This is a genomic window from Bradyrhizobium sp. CCBAU 11357, from assembly GCF_028128865.1.
GTDB lineage: Bacteria > Pseudomonadota > Alphaproteobacteria > Rhizobiales > Xanthobacteraceae > Bradyrhizobium.
On sequence record NZ_LBJW01000113.1, the window covers coordinates 157,538 to 181,524 of the forward strand.

The following is a 23,987-nucleotide window of genomic DNA, read 5'->3' on the forward strand; positions in this document are numbered from 1 at the left end:
TCGGTTGTTGGTCAGGCCTCGTCGACGACGCCGTTGCGCAAGCGTCCGATCCCCTCGGCCTCGACCTCGACGACGTCGCCGGGCTTCAGATAGCGCGGCGGATCGAACCGCGCGCCCGCGCCGGTCGGCGTCCCCGTGACGATCATGTCGCCGGGAACGAGCGTTGCGAAGGTCGAGATATAGCTGATGAGGTAGCGGAACGAAAACATCAGCCGGCTGGTACGGTCGTCCTGCCTGAGCTCACCGTTGACATGCGTGGTGAGGCGGATGTCGGCGATCTGCGATTCCCGCGTGTAGGGCAGCAGCCACGGCCCGAGGCTGCCGCTGGAATCGAAATTCTTGCCCTGCGTGACGTTGAACTTGGCGTGGCGCAGCCAGTCGCGCACCGAGCCCTCGTTGCAGAGCGTGAGCGCGGCGATGTGGTCGAGCGCGGCGCTTTCCGGAATGTGCCGGCCCTGCTTGCCGATCACCAGCACGATCTCGCCTTCATAGTCGAGCTGCGCGGAGGCACGCGGGCGCACCAGCGGCGTGTCGTGGCCGACGAAGGAGCGGGGCGAGCGCATGAACATGCTCGGATATTTCGGCGCCTCTTGCCCGTCCTTGTACTCGGCGTTGCGGTCGGGATAGTTGACGCCGATGCAGATGATCTTCTCTGGCGCCGGTACCGGCGGCAGCCAGGTGATCTCAGTGAGCGCGTGAACCGGCGTGCGGCCTGCGGCCTCTTCGGCAAAGCTGATGAGCTTGCCCGCGGCGATCACCTCGCGCAGCGTCGGATAGGTCTTGGCATAGCGTGCGGAGAGATCGACGATGCCGCCCTCCAGGACGGCGCCATAGCTGACATCACCCTTGACGGAATAGGTGGCGAGACGAGGCAGCTTCATCAGTCCGCCACCAGCACATCGGCCACGAATTTCGGCTCGCGCACGGCCTGGCCCGTAAAAGGCGAGCCCTTCTCGAACCAGGAACGCGGGGCAGGGGCGCCCCACAGCGTCTGACGGCGCGGATCGCGCAGCGACCAGCGCAGCGGCTCGTGGTCGTGATCCCCGGTGAAATAATCGCTGGTGTAGAGCTCGAGGCGGTGTCCGTCGGGATCGCGGACATAGAGGAAGAACGCATTCGAGATGCCGTGACGCCCCGGGCCACGCTCGATGTTCTTCACAAAACCTTGCGAGGCCATGACGTCGCAGAGATGGATGATGTTCATCGCCGTCGGCGTCCAATAGGCGAAGTGGTGCAGCCGCGGACCCTTGCCGTTGGTGATCGCAAAATCGTGGACGTTGCCCTTGCGGTGCATCCAGGCCGCGGCAATGCGCCCGTTCGGACCGTCCTCCTCGGCATATTCGGTGAGGCGAAAGCCGAGCCGCGCGTAGAATTCCATCGTGTCCTGCACCTCGGCCGCGAAGACGTTGAAATGGTCGAGCCGCTGCGGGTGGCAGCCTCGGTAGAGGTCGTAGCGGCGCAGGAGATGCGGCCGCCGCTCCATCGCCGCGTAGAGCTCGATCTGGAAGCCGAAGGGGTCGGTGAATTGCAGGGTGCGGCCCTGGAACGGCTGATCGACGAAGGCGTAGGCGAGGCCGTTCTCGGACAGGAACGCGGCGGCCTTGTTCAGATCCTTGTCATTGCCGACCTTGAAGCCGAGCCGGGCGCAAGCCGGCACGGCTGCCTTGCGCAGCACCAGCGAGTGATGCTGGTGCTCCTCGGCCGCGCGCAGGTAGACGGCGTTATCGTCGGCGTCCTCGACGTGGAGGCCGACAATGGTCTCGTAGAACTCGCGGCTCAGCTTCAAATCGGTGACGTCGAGCACGACGTGACTGGAGCGGATGATGTTGAACGGCGGCTCGAAGATGTGTTGCGGTATGGGCATTGGCGTTTCCCCTAGGTCCTGTCATTCCGGGGCGGCTCGCAGAGCCGAGCCCGGAATCCATCGCGCAGCAGAGTTGGTGGATGAATGGATTCCGGGTTCGCGCTCCGCGCGCCCCGGAATGACAATCAAATCCCCAGCTTCTGAATCTTGTGCGTGCCCCGCGCCAGCGAGACGTGCTTGGTTTCCATGTAGAAGTCGAACGAGTAATCGCCGCCGTCACGGCCGATGCCTGAGGCCTTCATGCCGCCGAACGGCGTCGGCAGATGGCGGACGTTTTCCGAGTTCAGCCAGATCATGCCGGCCTCCAGCGCGTCGGCAACGCGCAGTGCGCGTCCCATGTCGTTGGTCCAGACATAGCCTGTCAGGCCATAGCGGATGTCGTTGGCGATCTCCACGGCGTCCTTCTCGTCCTTGAAGGACAGCACGGTGAGGAACGGCCCGAACACCTCCTCCTGCGCCACGCGCATCTTGCCGTGCGCGCCGGTGACCAAGGTGGGCTCTACATAATGTCCGCCGCCCGGCCCGTCATAGGCCTTGCCGCCGACCGCGATCGTGGCGCCGTCCTGGCGCGCGACGTCGAAATAGGAGCACACCTTGGCCAGATGCCGCTCGTGGATCAGCGGCCCGATCTCGGTGGCGGGATCGAGGGGATGGCCGACCCTCAGCGCCTTCACCCGCGCGGTCAGCTTCTCCACGAATTTGTCCGCGATGCTCTGCTGGATCAGCAGCCGGCTGGATGACGTGCAACGCTCGCCGTTGAGCGAGTAGATCATGAACACGACGGCGTCGAGCGCGCGGTCTAGATCGGCGTCGTCGAACACGATCACCGGGTTCTTGCCGCCGAGCTCGAAATGCACGCGCTTCAAGGTCGGCGCGCCCTGCATCATGATCGCCGACCCGGTCGCGCTCTCGCCGACGAAGCCGATCGCCTTGATGGCGGGATGCTCGGTCAGCGCCTTGCCCGCTTCCTCGCCGAAGCCGTGCACCGTGTTGAGCACGCCGTCGGGAACGCCGGCGTCCTTGACGAGCTTGGCCAGAATAGAGGCCGTCACCGGCGACCATTCGGCCGGCTTGTGCACGACGGTGCAGCCGGCGGCGAGGGCAGGGGCGATCTTCCAGGTCGAGAGCATGAACGGCGTGTTCCACGGCGTGATCACGCCGACGGGACCGATCGGCACGCGCGTGGAGACGTTCCAGTGCTCGTCGCTCGGCGTGTTGAGGCCGTCGCGCGCCTCCGCACACTTGTCGGCGAAGAAGCGGAAATTCTCGGCGGCGCGGATCGCGGCCTTGGCCATGAAGCGATAGGCCTGTCCGGTGTCGATGCATTCGAGCACGGCGATGTCGTCGGCATTGTCCTCGATCGCGTCGGCCACCCGATGCAGCAGCTTCTTCCGCATCGCCGGCCCGATGTCGCGCCAGGACTTGAACGCGAGCGCCGCCGCGGTCGCCGCCGCGTCGATATCCTCCGCATTGCCGCGCGCGACGCTGGCGAGCACGGCGCCGTCGACCGGCGATTTGGTCTCGAACGTCTCGCCGGAGATCGAGGCGACGGTCTTGCCGTCGATCATGTGACCGATGCCGTCGGCACGCAGCGTCTTCAAGAGCGGCGCGACGCGGTCGCGGTTGGCCTGGAACAGATCGGCTTTCGGGGTCGGCTTATCCATGGGCGGCCTCCGCCTTCAGGGCGTCGTGGATGTTGTTGCGCTTCCAGCTGGTGTCCTTGTCGTTGATCTGCATGTCGAACGACAAAGCGAACTTGCTGGCGGCGAAGACCGGATCGAGATGTTTCGACAGCGCCTGGAAGACATGCTCGCCGGCCTTCTGGCGCGTGGGAAGGTCGCGGCCCTCGCCGATGCGTAGCACCATGTCGAGAAAGCCGTAATCCTGGCGCGCATCCGCGATCGCATAATGCTCGCATCTGATCGCGCGGACACGAATGCCGCCGAGCGGGAAGATGCCGGTCTCGACGGCTGCCTTGCGCACGACCTCGCACACAGTGTCGATGTCGAGGCGGCCATCGAGATTGGCCGAATATTCGATCGTGAAATGCGGCATCGCGGTTTCACTCCCTGTCTTCTTGTTCGTCTAAGCGAAGTAGCAACTCACCGAGCCGTAGGCGCCATAGTCGGCTTGAATTGTGTCGCCCTTGCGGGTCTCGATCGGACGGATGAAGGATCCGGCGAGCACGACCTGGCCGGGCTCAAGCGCAAGCCCCAGCGGCGCGATCTTGTTCGCAAGCCACGCCACGGCGGTCGCGGGATGATTGAGCACACCGGCGGCAAGGCCGGTCTCTTCCAGCTGGCCGTTCCTGAAGCAGAGCGCACCGATCCAGCGCAGGTCCGCATCCAGCGGGCGGATCGGCCGCCCCCCGAGCACGATGCCGGCATTCGCTGCATTGTCTGCGATGGTGTCGAAAATCTTTCGCGTCGCTTTGGTCTTGGGATCGACGCGCTCGATGCGCGTATCCAAAATCTCCAGCGCCGGCACCACGAAGTCGGTGGCGTTGAGCACGTCGAATAGCGTGCAGTCGGGACCTGAAAGGCGCTTGCTCATGACGAAGGCGAGCTCGGCCTCGACGCGCGTCGCGATGAAGCGCTCGGTCGGCACCAGTCCGCCATCGGCGAAGAACATATCGTCGAGCAGCACGCCGGAATCCGGCTCGTCAATGCCAAGCGCGCTCTGCATCGCCTTCGAGGTGAGGCCGACCTTGTGGCCTTTGACCACGCGCCCCTCGGCGATCTTGACGTCGATCCAGGCCTTCTGAATCGCGTAGGCATCCGCGATGCTGATGTCCGGGAAGTCCTGCGAGAGCTGCCGGATCTGCGTGCGGGTTTTCTCCGCCTGGTGCAGACGCCTCGCGCAAGCCTGGATATCGTCGTTGGAAAGCGCCATTGGTGATCTGACAAATCGTGGTGCGGCGAGATACTTAACATGTTAAGTGAATGCGTCAAACACAAATTCGACTTGCTGCACTGCAAACGTTTTGCGGCTTGAAAGGGCGTCATGACCAAGAAATCCGCCGATCCCGCCAACGGTCACCCGCCGGCCGCGCGCCAGGTGCCGATGCGCGATTTCTCGCGTTCGCTGCCGATGTCGTTGCTGCGGGCCCGGGAAGCGGTGATGCGGCAGTTTCGTCCCTCGCTGCGCGAGCACGGCCTGACCGAGCAGCAATGGCGCATCCTGCGGGCGCTGGCGGCGATCGAGGCGGTCGAGGTCACGGAACTCGCGCGCACCGCGTTCCTGCTCGGGCCGAGCCTGTCGCGCATCCTGCGCGATCTCGAGGCCCGCAACCTGATCGAGCGCAAGACGGCGAAAGCCGATCAGCGCCGCAGCATGGTCTCGATCTCGAAGGAAGGGCTGAAGCTGATGGCGTCGGTCGCGCCGACGTCGGAGGCGATCTATGCCGAGATCACGCGGCGCTTTGGCGCACGCAAGCTCGCCGAATTGCAGGAGATGCTCGGCGAGCTCGAACGGAGCCTTGCGGGGCTCGGAGGCGCGGACGAGACAATAGCCGAGGAGTGAAACCAGATATGCGTGCGTGCGCGGCGAGAGCCATGGACATTCACGCTTTTTTTCGCTCAAAGTGCGGCCCAACCCGATCCGCGGCGAGTGAGAGCAACAGGGAAGGAAAGGCAACGTGGCGAATAAAGTCAAAGAGATCTGGAAGTCGGGCAAGGCCGTCGTCAACGCGTGGCTTGCCATACCCTCCGGCTTCTCGGCCGAGATGATCGCGCAATGCGGCTTCGACAGCGTCACGGTCGACATGCAGCACGGCGTGCAGGACTATCTCTCGATGGTGCAGTGCTTCCAGGCCATGGACAAGCATCCGATCACCCCGATGGTGCGCGTGCCCTGGAACGAGCCCGGCATCATCGGCAAGGTGCTCGACGGCGGCGCCTATGGCGTGATTTGCCCGATGGTCAACACGCCGCAGGAAGCCCGGAACCTGGTCTCCTATTCGAAATATCCGCCCAAGGGCGTGCGCTCCAACGGCCCGATCCGCGCCGGCATGTACGGCACCGCGGGTTCGTACCAGAAGACGGCCAACGACGAGATCGTGCTGCTGCCGATGATGGAGACGCGGACCGCGGTGGAGAACATGGAAGCGATCCTCGACGTCGAAGGCATCGACGGCGTCTATATCGGCCCGTCCGATCTCGGCTTCTCCTACGGCCTCGAGCCCAAGCTCGACCGCAGCGAGCCCGAGATCCTCGCGATCTACGAGAAGATTATCAAGGAATGCAGCAAGCGCGGCCTCAACCCGGGCATCCATTGCAGCGGCGCCGAAGGCGCGGCGCGCGCCATCAACATGGGCTTCAAGCTGGTGACGTTGTCCAACGAAGTCGGCCTGATGACGACCTACGCCAAGATGCAGGTGAACGCGACCCGCAAGGATTCGGGCGGCAAGGCCTAAGCTTGCGTGTCCCGGACGCGATGCGGTGCGTAGCACCGCTTCGCAGAGCCGGGACCCAGAAGCACTTGACGCAACACTAGGCCCCGGCTCAGCAGCGCACCGTTTCACGCTGCGCTGCGTCCGGGGCACGATCGTTTCGATACAGGAGACTCCCATGACCATCAGCCCCGTCATCCGCCTGCATCCCGATGATGGCGTGGTGATCGCGCGCGCGAGCCTGCCGCCGGGAACATTGGTCGCCGACGGCGTGACCACGGTCGATCGCATTCCCTCCGGCCACAAGGTCGCGATCAAGCCGATCGCGGTAGGAGAGCCGATCAGGCGCTACGGTCAGATCATCGGCTTTGCCACGCAAGCGATCGCGCCGGGCCAGCACGTGCACGTGCAGAATTGCGGCATGGGTGATTTCTCGAAGGACTATGCCTATTGCGTCGACGTCAAGCCGACGCCGAATTTCGACCTGCCGGCGACCTTCGAAGGCATCCGCCGTCCGGACGGCCGCGTCGCCACGCGCAACTATATCGGCATCCTCACCTCGGTGAATTGCAGCGCGCATGTCGCCAGCCTCGTCGCCGACGTCTTCAAGAAGAATCCCTTTACCGGCGACAATCCGCTCGCCGACTTCCCCAACGTCGACGGCGTGGTCGCGCTGACCCACAAAACCGGCTGCGGCATGACGCAGAACGAGCCGCTGGCATTGCTCCGCCGCACGCTCGGCGGCTATGCGCGGCACGTCAATTTCTCCCACGTCATCGTGCTCGGCCTCGGCTGCGAGGTGAACCAGATCGGCGGCTTGATGGAAGAGCAGAAGCTCGCCGGACGCCTGCGCGCGATGGACATCCAGGAGGTCGGCGGCACCCGCAAGACGGTCGAAGCCGGGATCGCCTTCGTGCGCGAGGCGCTGACTGACGCCAACAAGGTCAAGCGCGAGACGGTGCCGGCGAGCGAGCTCACCGTGGCGCTGCAATGCGGCGGCTCGGACGGCTATTCCGGCGTGTCGGCCAATCCCGCGCTTGGCGCTGCCAGCGATCTCATCGTGCGTCACGGCGGCACCGTGATCCTGTCGGAGACGCCGGAGACCTACGGCGCCGAGCATCTGCTGACGCGCCGCGCCGTCAGCCGCGAGGTCGGCGAGAAGCTGGTCGATCTGATGCGCTGGTGGGACGAATACACGACGCGCGAAGGCGCCGAGATGAACGCCAATCCCAGCCCCGGCAACAAGGCCGGCGGCCTCACCACCATTCTGGAGAAGTCGCTCGGCGCGATGGCGAAGGCCGGCACCACCAACCTCGTCGAGGTGCTGCGCTATGCCGAGCCCGTCACCAAGAAGGGGTTCGTGTTCATGGACACGCCCGGCTACGACCCGGTCGCGGCGACCGGCCAGGTCGCCGGCGGCGCCAACCTCGTCTGCTTCACCACAGGCCGCGGCAGCGTATTCGGCTGCAAGCCGGCGCCGTCGATCAAGCTCGCCACCAACACGCCCATGTACAAGCGCATGGAAGAGGACATGGACGTCAATTGCGGCACCATCCTCGAAGGCGAGGAGAGCGTCGAACAATGCGGCCAGCGCATCTTCGAGCTCATCCTCAAGACCGCCTCGGGCCAGCCGACCAAGAGCGAGAGCTTTGATTTCGGCGGGGCCGAGTTCGCGCCCTGGGTGCTGGGCGCGACGATGTAGTCGCGCTCGGCGCGCGCCGCGCACGGCATGACGCCATGGAGGCTTCAGAATCGTAGGGTGGGCAAAGGTGCACTTGCGCCGTGCCCACGCAACAGAAGTCGTGGGCACGGCGCGCAAGAGCGCGCCTTTGCCCACCCTACGATACTGCCCGCGTAGCCGGGATACTTCCTAGGCACCCAGTGCCCGTTGTTAGTGCTTGATCGCGCTGACCTCAGGTGTTCTGCTCAAAAAAGCTGCTGGAGCACCGCACCCCGTGTCGATCTACGTCGCGCTACACCACGTCACGCACTACAAATACGACCGCCCGATCGACCTTGGCCCGCAGACCATCCGGCTGCGGCCGGCGCCGCATACGCGCACGCCGATCCTGAGCTATTCGCTCAAGGTCACGCCTTCCAATCATTTCGTGAACTGGCAGCAGGACCCGCAGGGCAACTGGCTGGCGCGCTACGTCTTTCCGGAGAAGACCACCGAGCTGAAATTCGAGGTCGACTTTACCGCGCAGATGACCGTGGTCAACCCGTTCGACTTCTTCGTCGAGCCCTATGCCGACAGCTTTCCGTTCGACTATCCCAAGGATCTGAAGACGGAGCTCGCGCCTTATCTCGAGACCATCAAGCCCGATCGCCTGTTCGGCAAGTTCCTCGATTCGATCCCGCACGAGGCCCCGAATACCGTCAACTTCCTGGTCGACCTCAATCGCGAAATCCAGAAGAAGGTCCGCTACATCATCCGCATGGAGCCGGGCGTGCAGACGCCGGAGGAGACGCTTGTCTCCGGCGCAGGCTCATGCCGCGATTCCGCGTGGTTGCTGATACAGACCGTGCGCCATCTCGGTCTCGCCGCCCGCTTCGTCTCCGGCTATCTGGTCCAGATCCGTCCCGACATCGATCCGATCGAGGGACCGCCGGAAGTCGAGAACGATTTCACCGATCTGCACGCCTGGGCCGAGGTCTATCTGCCCGGCGCAGGCTGGATCGGATTCGACGCGACCTCGGGCATGCTCGCAGGCGAGGGACACATCCCGGTCGCAGCCACGCCGCATTACCGTTCGGCGGCGCCGATCTCGGGCGGGGCCGGCTTTGCCGAGGTCGAGTTCTCCTTCGACATGAGCGTGAAGCGCATCCGCGAGGCGCCGCGCATCACAAAACCGTTCTCCGACGAATCCTGGGCGCGGCTCAACGACCTCGGCGAGCAGGTCGACGGCGATCTCGCCGCTGAGGACGTGCGGCTCACCATGGGCGGCGAGCCGACCTTCGTCTCGGTCGACGATCTCGAGGCGGGCGAGTGGAACACGGAAGCCGTCGGCCCGACCAAGCGCGCGCTCGGCGACGATCTGATCCGCCGCCTGCGCACGCGCTTCGCGCCGGGCGGACTGCTGCATTACGGCCAGGGCAAATGGTATCCCGGCGAGAGCCTGCCGCGCTGGGCCTTCGGCCTGTACTGGCGCAAGGACGGGGTGCCGATCTGGAAGAATGCGGACCTCATTGCCAAGATCGAAAATCCGCGCAAGCCCGTGGTCAAGGACGCCGAGGCCTTCATGGAAGGCACCGCGGCACGGCTCGGCGTCGACCTCGGCTACATCATGCCGGCCTATGAGGACACCGCTTATTGGCTGATGAAGGAAGCCGAGCTTCCGATCAACGTCGATCCCTCCGATTCCAAGCTGTCCGACGCCGAGGCGCGCGCCCGCATGGCGCGCGTGTTCGACGAGGGCCTGAACACGCCACGCGGTTTCGTGCTGCCGATCCAGCGCTGGAATGCGCCGCCACGCTGGCGCAGCGAGCGCTGGCCGCTGCGGCGCAGTCATCTGTTCCTGATGCCTGGCGATTCACCGCTCGGCCTGCGCCTGCCGATCGGCTCGCTCAGCTACGTGCCGCCAAATCAATATCCTTACATCGTCGAGCAGGACCCGATGGAGGCGCGCGCCAAGCTACCGGTGTTCACGCCGCCGGCGCGCCCGAAATCGCCGCCCCGGGAAGCGCCCGAGAAGCTCAACACCGCGATCCCGGTCCGCACCGCGATGTCGATCGAGATCCGCGACGGCGTGATCTGCGCCTTCATGCCGCCAGTCGAGCGCATCGAGGACTATCTCGAACTGGTTGCTGCGCTCGAAGCCACCGCGGAGGAGATGCAGCTCCAGGTCCATGTCGAGGGCTATCCGCCGCCGTTCGATCCGCGCATCGAGGTGATCAAGGTGACGCCCGATCCCGGAGTCATCGAGATCAACATCCAGCCGGCGCAGAGCTGGCGCGATGCGGTCGAGATCACCACCGGCCTCTACGAGGATGCGGCCAAGGTGCGGCTCGGCGCCAACCGCTTCCTGGTCGACGGCCGCCACACCGGCACCGGTGGCGGCAATCACGTCGTGGTCGGCGGCTCCTCTCCGCAGGATTCGCCGTTCCTGCGCCGGCCGGATCTGCTGAAGAGTCTGGTCTTGTACTGGCAGCGGCATCCGTCGCTGTCGTACTTCTTCTCCGGTCTCTTCATCGGCCCGACCAGCCAGGCGCCGCGCATCGACGAGGCCCGCCACGACAGCATCTACGAGCTCGAGATCGCGCTCTCGCACGTGCCGCCGCCCGGCTATCAGACGCCGCTGTGGCTGGTGGACCGGCTGTTCCGGCACCTCTTGGTCGACATCACCGGCAACACCCACCGCGCCGAGATCTGCATCGACAAGCTCTATTCGCCGGAGGGGCCCACGGGGCGGCTCGGCCTCGTCGAATTCCGCGCGCTCGAAATGCCGCCGGATCCGCGCATGTCGCTGGCTCAGCAGCTCCTGATCCGCGCGCTGATCGCAAAGCTCTGGCGCGAGCCGCTGAGCGGCAAGTTCGTGCGCTGGGGCACCGCGCTGCACGACCGCTTCATGCTGCCGCATTTCATCTGGGAAGATTTTCTCGACGTGCTCGGCGAGCTCAAGCAATCGGGCTATCCGTTCGAGCCGGAATGGTATCTGGCCCAGCTCGAATTCCGCTTCCCCGCTTTCGGCCGCATCCATCATGGCGGCGTGACGCTGGAGCTGCGCCAGGCGCTGGAGCCCTGGCACGTGCTCGGCGAGGAGGGCTCGGCCGGCGGCACCGTGCGCTATGTCGACTCCTCGGTCGAGCGGCTCCAGGTCAAGGCCGAAGGCTTCGTCGAGGGCCGCCACGTCGTCACCTGCAACGGGCGCCGCCTGCCGATGACCCCGACCGGCCGCTCCGGCGAGGCTGTGGCCGCCGTCCGCTTCAAGGCCTGGCAGCCGGCGTCCGGCCTGCACCCGACCATCCCCGTCCACGCGCCGCTGACCTTTGACCTGATCGACACCTGGAACGGCCGCTCGCTCGGCGGCTGCGTCTACCACGTCGCCCATCCCGGTGGGCGCAATTACGACACCAAGCCGGTCAACACCTACGAGGCCGAGGCGCGGCGGCTGGCGCGCTTCCAGGACCACGGCCACACCCCGGGTCCGATGCAGCCGCCGCCCGAGGAACGCACAAATGAGTTTCCGCTGACCCTCGACTTGCGAACCCCGCTCCTGCAATGAGTATGATGGTGGGGCAGGGAGAGGCGCATGGCCGAGGGCGCAGCCGAGCAGGACGACAAGGCGGGAAAGGCGCAAGGTCAACGTGAAGGCCAGCGCCGCCTCGCGCAATGGGTCCGCGACTATAGCCGGCTGCCGGGTATCCCCGACGAGTTCTTGAGCCCGGACGGCACCCCGCGCGCGGTCTGGAGCCGCTTCTTCGACGCCTTCGGCGCGCTGGCGCCCGACGAGATCGAGCGGCGCTTCGGCATGGCCGACCGTCACTTGCGCGAGGCCGGCGTCACCTACCGCGCGCCCGGCGACAGCGCCGACCGGCCCTGGTCGCTCAGCCATCTGCCGCTTTTGATCGATGAAGCCGACTGGCAGCAGCTTTGCGCCGGCATCACCCAGCGCGCCGAGCTGCTCGAGCGTGTGCTGCGCGACATCTATGGCGAGGGGCGCCTCGTGGCGGAAGGCGCGCTGCCGGCCGCGGCGATCGCCGGCAGTCCCGAATATCTCCGTCCGGTCTGCGGCGTGCCACCGCCGGGCGGACGCTATCTCTCGATCTATGCCGCCGATGTCGGCCGCGGGCCCGACGGCCGCTGGTGGGTGCTCGGCGACCGCACCCAGGCGCCGTCGGGCGCGGGCTACGCGCTGGAGAACCGCCTGGTGCTCTCGCGCGCCTTCTCCGATCTCTACAAGTCGATGAACGTGCCACGTGTCGCGCCGTTCTTCGAGGCGTTCCGCGACAGTCTTCGCGCGCGCGCCGATCGCGACGAGCCGCGCATCGGCGTGCTCACCCCCGGCAGCTTCAGCGAGACCTATTTCGAGCACGCGACGCTGGCGCGCTATCTCGGTTTCCTGCTGGTCGAGGGCGACGACCTCGCCGTCAGCGACAGCCGCGTCCACATCCGCACCGTGGCCGGCCTGAAGCGGCTGGATGTGCTCTTGCGCCGGGTCGATTCCAACTCGCTCGATCCGCTCGAGCTCGATGCCTCCTCGCGGCTCGGGGTGCCCGGCCTGATCGACGTCTTGCGCAAGGACGGCGTCGTCGTCGCCAACATGCCGGGCTCGGGCGTCTTGGAGGCGCGGGCGCTGCTCGGCTTCCTGCCGGCGCTGAGCCGCCGCCTGCTCGGCGAAGACCTGAAGATGCCGCACATCGCGACCTGGTGGTGCGGCCAGCGCTTGGCGCGCGACGAGGTGCTGGCGCGGCTCGACGAAGTCGCGATCGAAGGCGCCTATCGCCGCGGCGTTCCCGGCTTCGACTCGCTCGGCCCGGTGCTCGCGAGTGAGCTCGACGCGGGCGGACGGCAGCGCCTGATCGATGCGATCAGCGCGCGCGGCATGGATTATGTCGGCCAGGAGGTGGTGCGGCTCTCCACCATGCCGGTGTGGGAGCAGGGCCAGATCACGCCGCGCCCCTTCGTGCTGCGCGTGTTTGCCGCCGCCACGCCCGACGGCTGGGCCATCATGCCCGGCGGCTTCTGCCGGATCGCCGAGCAGCCGGACGCGCGCGCGGTGTCGATGGGCGACGGCGCGCGCGCCGCCGACGTCTGGGTCGTCTCCAACAAGCAGGTCGCGACCGCGACGCTTCTGCCCGCGACCGACAAGGTGCGCATCCGCCGCATCGCCGGCGTGCTGCCGAGCCGCGCCGCCGACAATCTGTTCTGGCTCGGGCGCTATCTCGAGCGCGCCGAGGCAACGCTGCGCCTGGTGCGCGCGCTTGGTTCGCCGAGCGGGCCCAACAAGGGCACGGCGGCCTCGGCGCAATCGGCCGAACGCATCCAGCGCCTGCTGGTGGCCTGGGGCGCGGTCTCGCAAACCTCGCGGACGGCCGCGGGGCGCATCGTCGCCGAAGCGCTGCAGAGCGCGGAGCGTTTCGGCTCGGCCCTGTCGCTGGTGCGCGCGGCGCAGCGCACCGCGACTTCCTTGCGCGAGCGGCTGTCGCCCGATGCCTGGCAGGTGATCACCGAGATGGCCGAGCGCCTCGCCATCGAGGTGGAGGACGACGACAGCGTGCTGAGCGCGGCCGAGCTGACCTTGCAGGAGCTGGCGAGCTTCGCAGGCCTTGCGCAGGAGAACATGAACCGCGCCGCCGGCTGGCGATTCCTCGACATCGGCCGCCGCGTCGAGCGCGCCATCAACACCACGCGCTTCACCCGCCAGTTCGCCTATGACGAGGCTGGCGACGAGGATCTCGACATCCTGCTGACTCTGGTGGATTGCCAGATCACCTACCGCTCGCGCTATCTGCTGGCGCCGATCCTGGCCCCGGTGCGCGACCTCGCGGTGCTCGACGGCTACAATCCGCGTTCGGTGGCGTTTCAGGTGACGACGCTGAACGAGCACATTGCCGCGCTGCCGAGCCTGAAGGAGCACGGCCTGATCGAGAAGCCACAGCGTCTCGCAGTGGCGATGCAGGCGATGCTCGCGACCGCGGAGGCCGAGAAGCTCGAGGTCAAGACGCTGTTCGCGTTGGAGCAGGATCTGCTCAGCCTCGCCGAAGCGATCGGGCAGCACTACTTCCCGCATGGCCCCAATGCCGCCCGGCCGGAAAAGCTGACGGGGCTGGCGTGATCTACGACATCCGTCACGTCACCACCTACGAGTACGAGAATTCCGTCAGCTTCGCCCGCTGCACGCTGCGGCTGGAGCCCAGCAGCGGCGGTGGCCAGGAGCTGATCTCGCACGACATCGAGATCCATCCGCGCCCGTCCGAGCGCAACGTGCGGCGCGACTTCTTCGGCACGCTGACCGAGAGCGTGACGATCGAAGCCGCGCATCGCAGTCTGCGCATCGACTCGCGTTCGCGGGTTTCGATCTCGCGCCGGCCGCCGGCGCGCGATGCGGTCAGCCCGCCCTGGGAGAGCATTCGCGACATCGCGTTCGAAGCAACCAGCCTCGGGCCGTCCTCGCCCGTCGGCTATGTCTTTGCCAGCCCCCTGGTGCCGGTGCTGCGCCCGGTCAGCGCCTATGCCGGGATGAGTTTTCCGCCCGGCGCGGGCATCCTCACCGGCGCCGTCGACCTGATGCGCCGCATCCGCGGCGAATTCCGTTACGATCCCAAGGCGACCGTGATCTCGACGCCGCTCGACGAGGTCTTCGACAAGCGTCACGGCGTCTGCCAGGACTTTGCCCATGTCATGATTGCCGGGCTGCGCGGGCTCGGCCTGCCCGCGGCCTATGTCAGCGGCTATTTGCGCACCATTCCGCCGCCGGGCCAGCCGCGGCTGCAAGGTGCCGACGCCACCCACGCCTGGGTGTCGCTGTGGTGCGGGGCCGAGCTTGGCTGGATCGATCTCGATCCGACCAACGATCTCCTCATCGGCAACGATCACATCGTGCTCGCAATGGGGCGCGATTTTTCCGACGTCTCGCCGGTCGACGGCATCATCGTCGGCTCGCCCAAGCAGAAGCTCGCCGTCGCCGTCGACGTGCTGCAGGTGGAGTAGCCGGCCCGCGCGTCCAATTCCCTGCGGTGCCGCGCCCCGAGCGGCGGCAGCGGCTTTCCGGCTGCTTTGGGTTGTGTTAAAATGTGGCCGCAACCGTGATGTTGCGCAGCGAAACGGCGCGGTATTTTCGTATTTTCGTCCCCGACGTTTGGTTACCCGGCCCAAGATGGGCTATGCTCCCCGCTGCGTCGAGGACAAGAATGAGACGTCGGGAGACGGCATGGGACACCAGCGGCGGACGGGGCTGCATCCATGATAACCTTACCGAGACTGGCGGCCGAATCCCTGGAGGAATTCCTCGGCAAGTTCCTGCGTCGCCGGTTCGATGAAACTGCCGCGAGCATCGTGGAGAGTGCGACCCGCACCGCGATGGAGTGTATCGGCAACAGCGATGCGCTCTATCACAACATCGAGCATACGATGCTGGTGACGCTGGCAGCCCAGGCGATCCTCCGCGGCCGAAGTCTTCATACCCATCTGTCGGCCGAGGACTACGTCCACGTCCTGATCGCCTGCCTCGCTCACGACATCGGCTATGTGCGGGGCCTGTTCGAGGAGGACGATGAGGACGGCTTCCTGGTCGACGCGGCCGGCACCAAGGTTTCCCTGCCGCGGGGCGCATCCGATGCCAGCCTGATGATGTATCACGTCGATCGCTCGAAATTGTACGTGACGCGGCGACTGCGGCATATTCCGGGACTCGATCCGGAACGCGTCGCCCGTGCCATCGAAGGCACCCGGTTCCCCGCTCAGCAGGGCCAGGACTATGACGACGAAGCTTCGATCCTGCGTGCGGCCGACTTCATCGGCCAGCTCGGCGATCCCAATTATCTGCGCAAGGCCAATGCGCTCTATTACGAGTTCGAGGAGGTCGGCATCAACCGCCAGCTCGGCTACGACTCGCCCGCCGACATCGTAAACCGCTACCCGCAATTCTATTGGAACAGCGTCGCACCGCACATCCAGACCGAGATCGGCTATCTCAACAAGACCGAGATTGGCCGGCAATGGATCGCCAACCTCTACAGCAACGTGTTCCGCGCCGAACGCGACATCTCGCTGTCCGGTCCGCAGAAATAGATCGGGCTCTCGTAGCCCGGATGGAGCGAAAGCGAAATCCGGGATTTGAGGATGCTGGCGTCCCGGCTTGCGCTGCGCTTCATCCACGTGGCCCCAACGCCGTGAGCAAACCATGCAACAAAAAACCGTCACCACGGATATCCTCGACATCGCTTATCGCGAATACGGTGCGCCGGGCGGCTGGCCCTGCATCATGGGGCACGGCTTTCCCTATGACGTGAACGCCTATGCCGAGACCGCGCCGATCCTCGCCGCGGCCGGCGCACGCGTGCTGGTGCCCTGGCTGCGCGGCTACGGCCCGACGCGGTTTCGCTTCGCCGGGACGCTGCGCTCCGGCGAGCAGGCGGCGCTCGGCGCCGATCTTCTGACCTTCATGGATGCGCTCGGGATCGAGCGCGCAATCGTCGGCGGCTATGATTGGGGCGGGCGTGCGGCCTGCGTGGTCTCGGCGCTTTATCCGGAGCGCGTGATCGGTCTCGTCTCCGGCAATTCCTACAACATCCAGAACATCGCCCGATCCATGGAGCCGGCTTCGCCACCGGAGGAGGCGGCGCTCTGGTATCAATATCTCTTCCACAACGAGCGCGGCCGCCGCGCGCTGGAGCGCAACCGCCGCGGCTTCGCGCGTCAGCTCTGGACGATGTGGTCGCCGAAATGGACATTCGACGACGCGACGTTCGAGACGAGCGCTTTGTCGTTCGACAATCCTGACTTCGTCGACGTCGTGATCCACTCCTACCGCCACCGCTATGCGCTGGTGGCAGGCGATCCCGCCTATGGGGGAATAGAGGCAAAGCTCGCCGCGCAGCCGCCGATCCGTGTGCCGACGATTGCGATCGACGGCGACAGCGACGGCGTCAATCCCGGCACCGCCCACCACGCGCGCAAGTTCGAGGCGTTTTTCGAGCGCCGCGTCTTCACCGATGCCGGTCACAACCTGCCGCAGGAGCGGCCCGCCGAATGGGCGCAGGCCGTGATCGACGTCCGGAAAGCGGCTGCGTCATAGGCAGCGCCGACGCGCCTTCGGCGCTCCTCACCTGAGGCCATGGCGCGCGGGCGCCGGGTCAACGACCCCGTTCGCCAAATTTCCCTGATCTGCGGGAACCTTTTCCGATTGCAGCCGTCCAAGCTGTGGGCCCGCTTCCATAGGCGGGCTCGTTGCAGGGAGGATCTTGATGAAGTCATCAGTGCGCAAGCTGGAACGTGTCGCGGTGGCGCAGGCGCCGTCCGATCGGCCTGACAAGGCGGAGGTCGAGCAGGCGATCCGGACCATCATCCGCTGGGCCGGCGATGATCCCGAGCGCGACGGTTTGCGCGAGACGCCTGATCGCGTTGCACGCGCTTTCGAGGAATATTTTTCCGGATACGCGCAGGACCCGACCGAAATCCTGCAGAAGACCTTCGAGGAGATCGAAGGCTATGACGAGATGATCGTGCTGCGCGGCGTCCGCTTCGAGAGCCATTGCGAGCACCACATGGCGCCGATCGTCGGTCGCGCCTGGGTCGCCTATATTCCGCAGGGGCGCGTCGTCGGCATCAGCAAGCTTGCGCGCGTGGTGGACGTCTACGCGAAACGGCTCCAGATCCAGGAGAAGATGACCGCACAGATCGCCAATACCATCAACGACGTGCTCAAGCCCGAAGGCGTCGGGGTCATCATCAAGGCGACACATCACTGCATGACCACGCGCGGTGCGCACAAGCCCGGGACCGACCTCGTCACCAGCCGCATGCTGGGTGTGTTCCGCGACAATGCGCTGACGCGCCAGGAACTGCTGGGGCTCGCCAATTCGGACGATTGACCCCGCGCGCGCAAGGAGGCGTTTGCCATGGCCGAAGACAACAAGCCGAGCGGACCCGACCTGAGCAAAGGCGTGTCGCTGACCGCGTTCAAGGATGGCAAATTGCTCGGTCACGTCGGCGAGGACGACGTTCTGCTGGTGCAAGCCGGCGGCGAGATCTTTGCGATCGAGCCGGCCTGCAGCCATTATCATGGCCCGCTTGCGGACGGCTTGGTGGTGGGCGACAGCATCCGCTGTCCCTGGCATCATGCCTGCTTCTCCTTGCGCACGGGCGAAGCCAGTCGTCCGCCGGCATTGAATGCGCTGGCGGTGTGGGAGGTCGAGCGCGATCGGGACAACATCGTCGTTCGGCGCAAGCGCGAGGCACCGAAGCCGCCGGCTGCACATCGCAGCGCGGCAACGCCCGACAAATTCGTCATTGTCGGCGGCGGTGCTGCCGGCTTCGCTGCCGCCGAGACGCTCCGGCGTGAGGGTTTTGCCGGCGCCATCACCATGCTCAGCAATGACGGCGCGATGCCGGTCGACCGGCCGAACCTCTCGAAGGATTACCTCGCTGGCAATGCGCCGGAGGACTGGTTGCCGTTGCGCGGCGAGGATTATTACCGGGACGCCGGTATCGATCTCAGGCTCAACACCGACGTCGCTGCCATCGGTCTCAAGACGCGCAGTGTGACGCTGGGCAATGGCGACAAGCTGCCATTCGACCGGCTGCTGCTCGCGACCGGCGCCGAGCCGGTCAAGCTGCAGATTCCGGGCGCGGACCAGCCGCATGTTCACACCCTGCGGACCGTCGCCGACAGCCGCGCCATCATCAAGGCCGCAGGGAGTGCGAGGCGCGCGCTGGTGATCGGCGCCAGCTTCATCGGCCTCGAAGTCGCCGCCTCCTTGCGGGCGCGCAAGATCGAGGTGCACGTGGTCGCGCCGGAGGAGCGGCCGATGCAGAGGGTGCTCGGCGCCGAGATGGGCGACTTCATCTGGTCGCTGCACGAAGAGAACGGCGTGATCTTCCACCTGAAGGACACCGTCGACCATCTCGATGGCCTGCGCGCGACGCTGAAAAGCGGCGCCGTCATCGAGGCCGACCTCGTCGTCGTCGGCATCGGCGTCAAGCCGCGCCTTGCGCTCGCCGAGCAGGCGGGACTGGCGGCTGATCGTGGCGTCAGCGTGAGTGAATATCTGGAGACCAGTGTATCCGGCATCTTCGCGGCCGGCGACATTGCCCGCTGGCCTGACTCGCACTCGCGGCAGACCATCCGCGTCGAGCATTGGGTGGTGGCGGAGCGGCAGGGGCAGACCGCGGCGCGCAACATGCTCGGCAGGCGCGAGCGCTTCGATGCGGTGCCGTTCTTCTGGAGCCAGCACTACGACGTGCCGATCAACTATGTCGGTCACGCCGAAAACTTCGACGACATCGCGATCGACGGCAGTATTTCGGGAAGGGACTGCCTGCTGAAGTACCGCAAGGGCGGTCGCGTGCTTGCCGTCGCTTCAATTTATCGCGATCTCGACAATCTCAAGGCCGAGCTCGAAATGGAGCGGCCACGCGGCTGACGCGCCGCATTCGATCTTGATTTGTGTCAACGTTGCCACAGGTGGGGGCTGCTCTACTGACTGTCGTCCCGGCATGGGGCGTGCTATCCTGGCGCGTGCCCGCGGGCTTCGCATGCAGGAGTGGCCCATGACAAGTGCTTCGGATGCGTCCCGTCATCCCGGTCTCGGCTCGGGTATCTCTGCGCTACACGGCAAATGGGGCTGGATCGTTGCGCTCGGCGTCGTTTACGTCATCGCCGGCTTCGTCGCGCTCGGCAGCATGGTCATGGCGACGGTGGCGAGCGTGATCGTGGTCGGCGCCATGATGATCGTCGCCGGCGTGACGGAGATCATCGGCGCATTCCAGATGAAGAGCTGGGGCAAGTTTCTGATCTGGGCCTTGCTCGGCGTGCTCTATGTCGTCGCCGGCTTCCTGACCTTCGCGAACCCGCTATTCGCGGCAGTCCTGCTGACGTTGTTTCTGGGCGCGTCGCTGATCGCCTCGGGCGTGGTCCGGCTGTTTCTCGCCTTCAGCATGAAGCGCGAGAGCCCGTGGGTCTGGGTCGCGCTCTCGGGCGCCATCACGCTGCTGCTCGGCCTCCTGATCGTGGCGCGCTGGCCGGTGAACAGCGTCTATATCCTCGGCCTGTTTCTCGGTATCGATCTGATGATGGCCGGCGCCGGCTGGATCAGCCTGGGCTTTGCCTTGAAGCGGCGCGGCTAGCGCAACGCCATCAGCAACTCGACGCAAGACCCTCTTGCGGAACTCCGCTGAGCTGAACGTGCTGACAACAAGCAGCACGCCGCGCGACCGTCTCGCGCGGCGATGTTCACCCGGGGAGAAACCATGAAAGCCGCTTTGGCCTTGGCCGCAGCGCTGGCTGCCGCCTGCTTGTCCGACCCTGTCTCGGCGCAGAAATCCTACGGCCCCGGGGTCAGCGACACCGAGATCAAGATCGGCAACACCATGCCCTATAGCGGCCCGGCCTCGCCGCTCAGCATCACGGGACGGGTGATCTCCGCCTATTTCGACGAGATCAACGAGAAGGGCGGCGTTGGCGGCCGCAAGCTCAACCTGATCTCGCTCGACGATGCGTTCTCGCCGCCCAAGACCATGGAAGCCGCGCGGCGCCTCGTCGAAGGCGACGGCGTCGCCTTCATCTTCGCCACCATGGGCACCGCGCCGAGCTCGGCAATCGCAAAATATCTCAACAGCAACAAGGTGCCGCAGATCTTCCTGATCAGCTCGGCCTCGAAGTGGAACGATCCGGCCAACATGCCCTGGTCGATCGCGCTGCCCTGGGCGCCGAACTACACCAGCGAGGCCGCGATCGACGTCGCCTATGCCCGCGCCAAGAACCCGAATGCGCGCTTTGCGGTGCTCTACCAGAACGACGACGCCGGCAAGGAATATCTTCGCGGCGTCAAGGAGGCGCTCGGTGCCGACGCCGACAAGGCGATCGCGATGGCGTCGAGCTTCGAGGTCGCCGACCCCACCGTCGATTCCCAGGTGCTGACGCTCGCCAACACCAAGGCCGACGTCTTCATGATCTATTCGGTGACGCCGCGCGCCTGCGCGCAGGCGATCCGCAAGGCGCACGAGGTCGGCTGGCAGCCGACGCGCTTCCTGGCCAGCGGTTGCGCCAACAAGGCCACCGTGATGGTGCCGGCGGGGCTCGAGGCCGGCAAGGGCGTGCTGTCGCTGGGCGCGCTGAAGCCGTTCGTCGAGGCACCGAAGGACGATCCGGCGATGGCGGCCTATATCGACTTCATGAAGAAGCGCCTGCCCAATGCCGACATCAACAACGTCGCCGGCCTCTACGGCTACACCGTCGCCGAGGCGCTGGTGGTGCTGCTGAAGCAATGCAAGGACAATCTGACGCGCGAGAACATCATGGCGCAGGCGGCGAACCTGAAGAATGTGCCGCTGTCGCTTCTGATGCCCGGCATCACCCTCAACACCACGCCGCAGGATTTCCGCCCGATCAAGGACGGCTACATGCTCCAGTTCGACGGGAACGACTGGGTGGTGGCGAGCGAGCTCTTACGCGGGACGTGAGCTGGGGGCTCTCACCGCGAACTCGGAATCGTAGAATCGTAGGGTGGGCAAAGGCGCCCTTGCGCCGTGCCCACCATCTATCAATGATTGTCGAGAGAATGCGTGGGCACGCTTCCGCCTTCGCTCTGCGAGCTACGGCGGACAAGTCGCTTTGCCCACCCTACGGGACTGACGCGAGCGTCGGCCAGCGGAGGATTAAAATGGACTTCCACCACTCCGCCCGTTCGCTGGAGCTCCAGGAGCGCGTCCGCCAGTTCATGCGGACACACGTCGAGCCTGTCGAGGATCTCTACTACGAGCAGGTGAAGCCCGAGGCCGCGCGTTACAAAACACCTTCCGTCTTGCAGGACTTGAAGCAACTCGCGCGTGAGCAGGGGCTCTGGAATCTCTTCCTGTCCGGCGAGCACGGGCCGGGTCTGACCAACCTCGAATACGCGCCGGTGAAGGAGATCATGGGCCGCATCCTCTGGGCGCCCGAAATCTTCAACTGCTCCGCGCCCGATGTCGGCAACATGGAGGTGCTCGCAAACTACGGCACCAAGGCGCAGCAGGAGCGCTGGCTGACGCCGCTCCTCGAGGGGCGCATCCGCTCCGGCTTCTCGATGACGGAGCCGCAGGTCGCCTCCAGCGATGCCACCAACATCCAGTGCGAGATCAAGCGCGACGGCGACGACTACGTCATCAACGGCCGCAAATGGTTCACCTCGGGCGCGATGAACGAGGATTGCGAGATCCTGATCGTGATGGGCAAGACTGCTCCGGACCATCCCGACCGCCATCGCCAGCAATCCATGATCCTGGTGCCGAAGAATACGCGTGGGGTGCGCATCGTCCGCGACATGCTCACCTACGGCTATGACGATGCGCCGGTCGGCCATCCCGAGATCGTCTATGACGACGTCCGCGTGCCCGCCGAGAACATTTTGCTCGGCGAGGGCCGCGGCTTCGAGATCGCGCAGGGCCGGCTCGGTCCCGGCCGCATTCATCACTGCATGCGCCTGATCGGCTGCGCCCAGCGCGCGCTGGAATTGATGTGCCAGCGCGCGGTCTCGCGCGTCGCCTTCGGCAAGCCGCTCGCGGAGCAGGGCTCGGTGCGCGAGGACATCGCGCACTCCTTCTGCGAGATCGCACAGGCGCGGCTGCTCACCTTGCAGGCCGCCGACAGGATGGACCGCGAGGGCAACAAGGCCGCGCACGATCTGATCGCCGCGGCCAAGATCGTGGTGCCCAGCATGGCAGCCCGCGTCATCGACCGCGCCATCCAGATCCATGGCGCCGCCGGCGTGTCGCAGGACACGTTCCTCGCCCGCGCTTACGTCTACGCCCGCTTCATCCGCATCGGCGACGGCCCGGACCAGGTGCACCTCGCCGCGGTCGGCAAGGAGCTGATCAGGCGCGGCGGGGTGATGGCGCGGTAGAGGTGATGTCCTGCGCCAGGATGTGGGCATAGATGATGCATTGGACCCGCGCAAGGATTGCACACTTCGCTTGCGACCCATCTCGGACATTGGGACGCGGCTTCGGACATCGGATTGGTTGTCCATTCTCACTAGCCGTGTTGCCGCAAAGTGCTAGGCTTCGGACATGGATGGGCCTTTCCTCCGCGGTGCTCGATGAGACGACGCGAGTTCATGGGGCTGATCGGCGGCGCGGCGGCGACGTGGCCGCTCGGAGCGCGTGCGCAGCAACCGGCAAGGTGGCGCTACAGGGTAGGCTATCTCGCGAGCGCGTCGCGGGAGCAAACACTTCGTAATGTTGGAGCCTTCGAAGCGGGTCTGCGGAGCCTTGGCTACCGCGCTGGCGAGAATGTCGTCATCGAGTACCGCTTTGCCGACGGAGACATGGGGCGGCTGGCGGCGCTTGCCACAGAGGTGGTCGGGCTCGGCGTGGACGTCATCGTGTCCGGGACCAATGCGACCACGGTTGCAGCCATGAAGGCGACCCGGACGATCCCGATCGTGATGGCCAACAGTGCTGAGCCTGTCAGTGCCGGACTTGTCGCCAGTCTGGCGCGCCCGGGTGGCAATGTCACTGGGTTCAGCTCGGAGCCCGGCGATGAGATCAACGGCAAGCGGCTCGAATTTCTGAAGGACACTCTGCCGAACCTCTCGCGTGTGGGCGTTCTGTGGAATCCGGACTTTGCGCCCAATCAGGAGCGGCTGGCATCGCTGCGGGAAGCTGCCCAAGCGCTGGGGTTGACGCTTGTCCCGGCCGAGGCGCGCGGCGCGGATATGCTTGAACGAGCGTTCGCGACAATGGTGAGGGAACGCGCTCAGGTACTCGTCGTGTTGAGCGATGGAGTACTGTTCAACCACCGCGGTCTGGTTGGCGTCATGGCCGTCGGAAATCGGCTGCCTGCAATCTCGGCGGTGAGAGAATACGCGGAAGCGGGCTTCCTCTTGAGCTACGGGACTGATTTGCCAGATCAGTTTCGCCGGTCTGCAATCCTTGTCGACAAGATTCTCAAGGGTACGAAACCTGGCGATCTGCCGGTTGAACGGCCGGTCAAGTACGAACTTGTTATAAACCTCCAGACCGCCAAGGCACTCGACATCAACATGCCACCGACCCTGCTGACGCGGGCCGATGCAGTAATCGAGTAGGCACTC

19 protein-coding genes are annotated in these 23,987 nt (G+C 65.7%); 14 read left to right on the forward strand and 5 right to left on the reverse strand.

All coding sequences use genetic code 11. From position 1 onward, the window contains the following. Positions 1 to 11: 11 nt before the first annotated feature. The 5 genes from XI05_RS36645 to hpaH form a co-directional block, all read right to left on the reverse strand. Positions 12 to 881 carry a fumarylacetoacetate hydrolase family protein gene (locus tag XI05_RS36645; RefSeq protein ID WP_271510820.1) on the reverse strand — a complete coding sequence of 290 codons (870 nt, stop codon included), beginning with the start codon at positions 879 to 881 and terminating at the stop codon, positions 12 to 14. Next, entirely contained in the window at positions 881 to 1,864 is a 984-nt protein-coding gene (gene hpaD / locus XI05_RS36650; protein ID WP_271510821.1) for a 3,4-dihydroxyphenylacetate 2,3-dioxygenase, read from the reverse strand. The genes XI05_RS36645 and hpaD overlap by 1 nt, the downstream gene beginning before the upstream one ends. 125 nt (positions 1,865 to 1,989) lie before the next feature. After that, positions 1,990 to 3,528, reverse strand: coding sequence for a 5-carboxymethyl-2-hydroxymuconate semialdehyde dehydrogenase (gene hpaE, locus XI05_RS36655; RefSeq protein ID WP_271510824.1), 1,539 nt, complete (start codon positions 3,526 to 3,528; stop codon positions 1,990 to 1,992). Further along, on the reverse strand, positions 3,521 to 3,919 hold the full coding sequence (locus XI05_RS36660) for a 5-carboxymethyl-2-hydroxymuconate Delta-isomerase (RefSeq protein WP_271510825.1): 399 nt from the start codon (positions 3,917 to 3,919) through the stop codon (positions 3,521 to 3,523). Before XI05_RS36660 ends, hpaE begins: the two co-directional genes overlap by 8 nt. A 30-nt stretch (positions 3,920 to 3,949) precedes the next feature. Beyond that, positions 3,950 to 4,756, reverse strand: coding sequence for a 2-oxo-hept-4-ene-1,7-dioate hydratase (gene hpaH, locus XI05_RS36665; RefSeq protein ID WP_271510827.1), 807 nt, complete (start codon positions 4,754 to 4,756; stop codon positions 3,950 to 3,952). A gap of 111 nt (positions 4,757 to 4,867) precedes the next feature. On the opposite strand from hpaH, the gene hpaR reads away from it, so the two are divergent. From hpaR to XI05_RS36735, 14 genes are all read left to right on the forward strand, one after another. Further along, a complete protein-coding gene (hpaR, locus tag XI05_RS36670; protein ID WP_172784100.1) occupies positions 4,868 to 5,386 on the forward strand; it encodes a homoprotocatechuate degradation operon regulator HpaR in 519 nt (172 codons plus the stop codon). 115 nt (positions 5,387 to 5,501) lie between these two features. Then, the gene (locus tag XI05_RS36675; RefSeq protein ID WP_212259742.1) at positions 5,502 to 6,278 is read left to right on the forward strand and encodes an HpcH/HpaI aldolase family protein; all 777 of its coding nucleotides are present in this window, start codon (positions 5,502 to 5,504) and stop codon (positions 6,276 to 6,278) included. Positions 6,279 to 6,432: 154 nt separating this feature from the next. Beyond that, complete coding sequence (locus XI05_RS36680; RefSeq protein WP_271510829.1) at positions 6,433 to 7,956, forward strand: UxaA family hydrolase; 1,524 nt, start codon at positions 6,433 to 6,435, stop codon at positions 7,954 to 7,956. 253 nt (positions 7,957 to 8,209) lie between these two features. After that, entirely contained in the window at positions 8,210 to 11,479 is a 3,270-nt protein-coding gene (locus XI05_RS36685) for a transglutaminase family protein (protein ID WP_271510831.1), read from the forward strand. 27 nt (positions 11,480 to 11,506) lie between these two features. Beyond that, the gene (locus XI05_RS36690) at positions 11,507 to 14,032 is read left to right on the forward strand and encodes a circularly permuted type 2 ATP-grasp protein (RefSeq protein ID WP_271510833.1); all 2,526 of its coding nucleotides are present in this window, start codon (positions 11,507 to 11,509) and stop codon (positions 14,030 to 14,032) included. Beyond that, positions 14,029 to 14,907, forward strand: coding sequence for a transglutaminase family protein (locus XI05_RS36695; protein ID WP_271510835.1), 879 nt, complete (start codon positions 14,029 to 14,031; stop codon positions 14,905 to 14,907). The genes XI05_RS36690 and XI05_RS36695 overlap by 4 nt, the downstream gene beginning before the upstream one ends. 252 nt (positions 14,908 to 15,159) lie before the next feature. Beyond that, entirely contained in the window at positions 15,160 to 15,987 is an 828-nt protein-coding gene (locus XI05_RS36700; protein WP_172784107.1) for an HD domain-containing protein, read from the forward strand. Positions 15,988 to 16,099: 112 nt separating this feature from the next. Further along, positions 16,100 to 16,993, forward strand: a complete 894-nt coding sequence (locus XI05_RS36705) for an alpha/beta fold hydrolase (protein WP_271510836.1) — start codon at positions 16,100 to 16,102, stop codon at positions 16,991 to 16,993. Positions 16,994 to 17,162: 169 nt separating this feature from the next. Continuing rightward, positions 17,163 to 17,789: a GTP cyclohydrolase I FolE gene (folE, locus tag XI05_RS36710; protein ID WP_271510838.1), complete on the forward strand. Its 627-nt coding sequence runs from the start codon at positions 17,163 to 17,165 to the stop codon at positions 17,787 to 17,789. Between the two features lie 27 nt (positions 17,790 to 17,816). Then, on the forward strand, positions 17,817 to 19,340 hold the full coding sequence (locus tag XI05_RS36715) for an FAD-dependent oxidoreductase (RefSeq protein WP_271510840.1): 1,524 nt from the start codon (positions 17,817 to 17,819) through the stop codon (positions 19,338 to 19,340). A 127-nt stretch (positions 19,341 to 19,467) separates the two neighbouring features. Then, positions 19,468 to 20,043 carry an HdeD family acid-resistance protein gene (locus XI05_RS36720; protein WP_271510842.1) on the forward strand — a complete coding sequence of 192 codons (576 nt, stop codon included), beginning with the start codon at positions 19,468 to 19,470 and terminating at the stop codon, positions 20,041 to 20,043. A 123-nt stretch (positions 20,044 to 20,166) separates the two neighbouring features. Further along, complete coding sequence (locus XI05_RS36725; protein WP_271510845.1) at positions 20,167 to 21,378, forward strand: ABC transporter substrate-binding protein; 1,212 nt, start codon at positions 20,167 to 20,169, stop codon at positions 21,376 to 21,378. A 200-nt stretch (positions 21,379 to 21,578) separates the two neighbouring features. Continuing rightward, positions 21,579 to 22,796 (forward strand): acyl-CoA dehydrogenase family protein, encoded by a 1,218-nt coding sequence (locus XI05_RS36730; protein WP_271510846.1) that lies wholly within the window; start codon positions 21,579 to 21,581, stop codon positions 22,794 to 22,796. A gap of 213 nt (positions 22,797 to 23,009) precedes the next feature. Beyond that, entirely contained in the window at positions 23,010 to 23,981 is a 972-nt protein-coding gene (locus XI05_RS36735) for an ABC transporter substrate-binding protein (protein WP_271510848.1), read from the forward strand. Positions 23,982 to 23,987 lie beyond the last annotated feature (6 nt).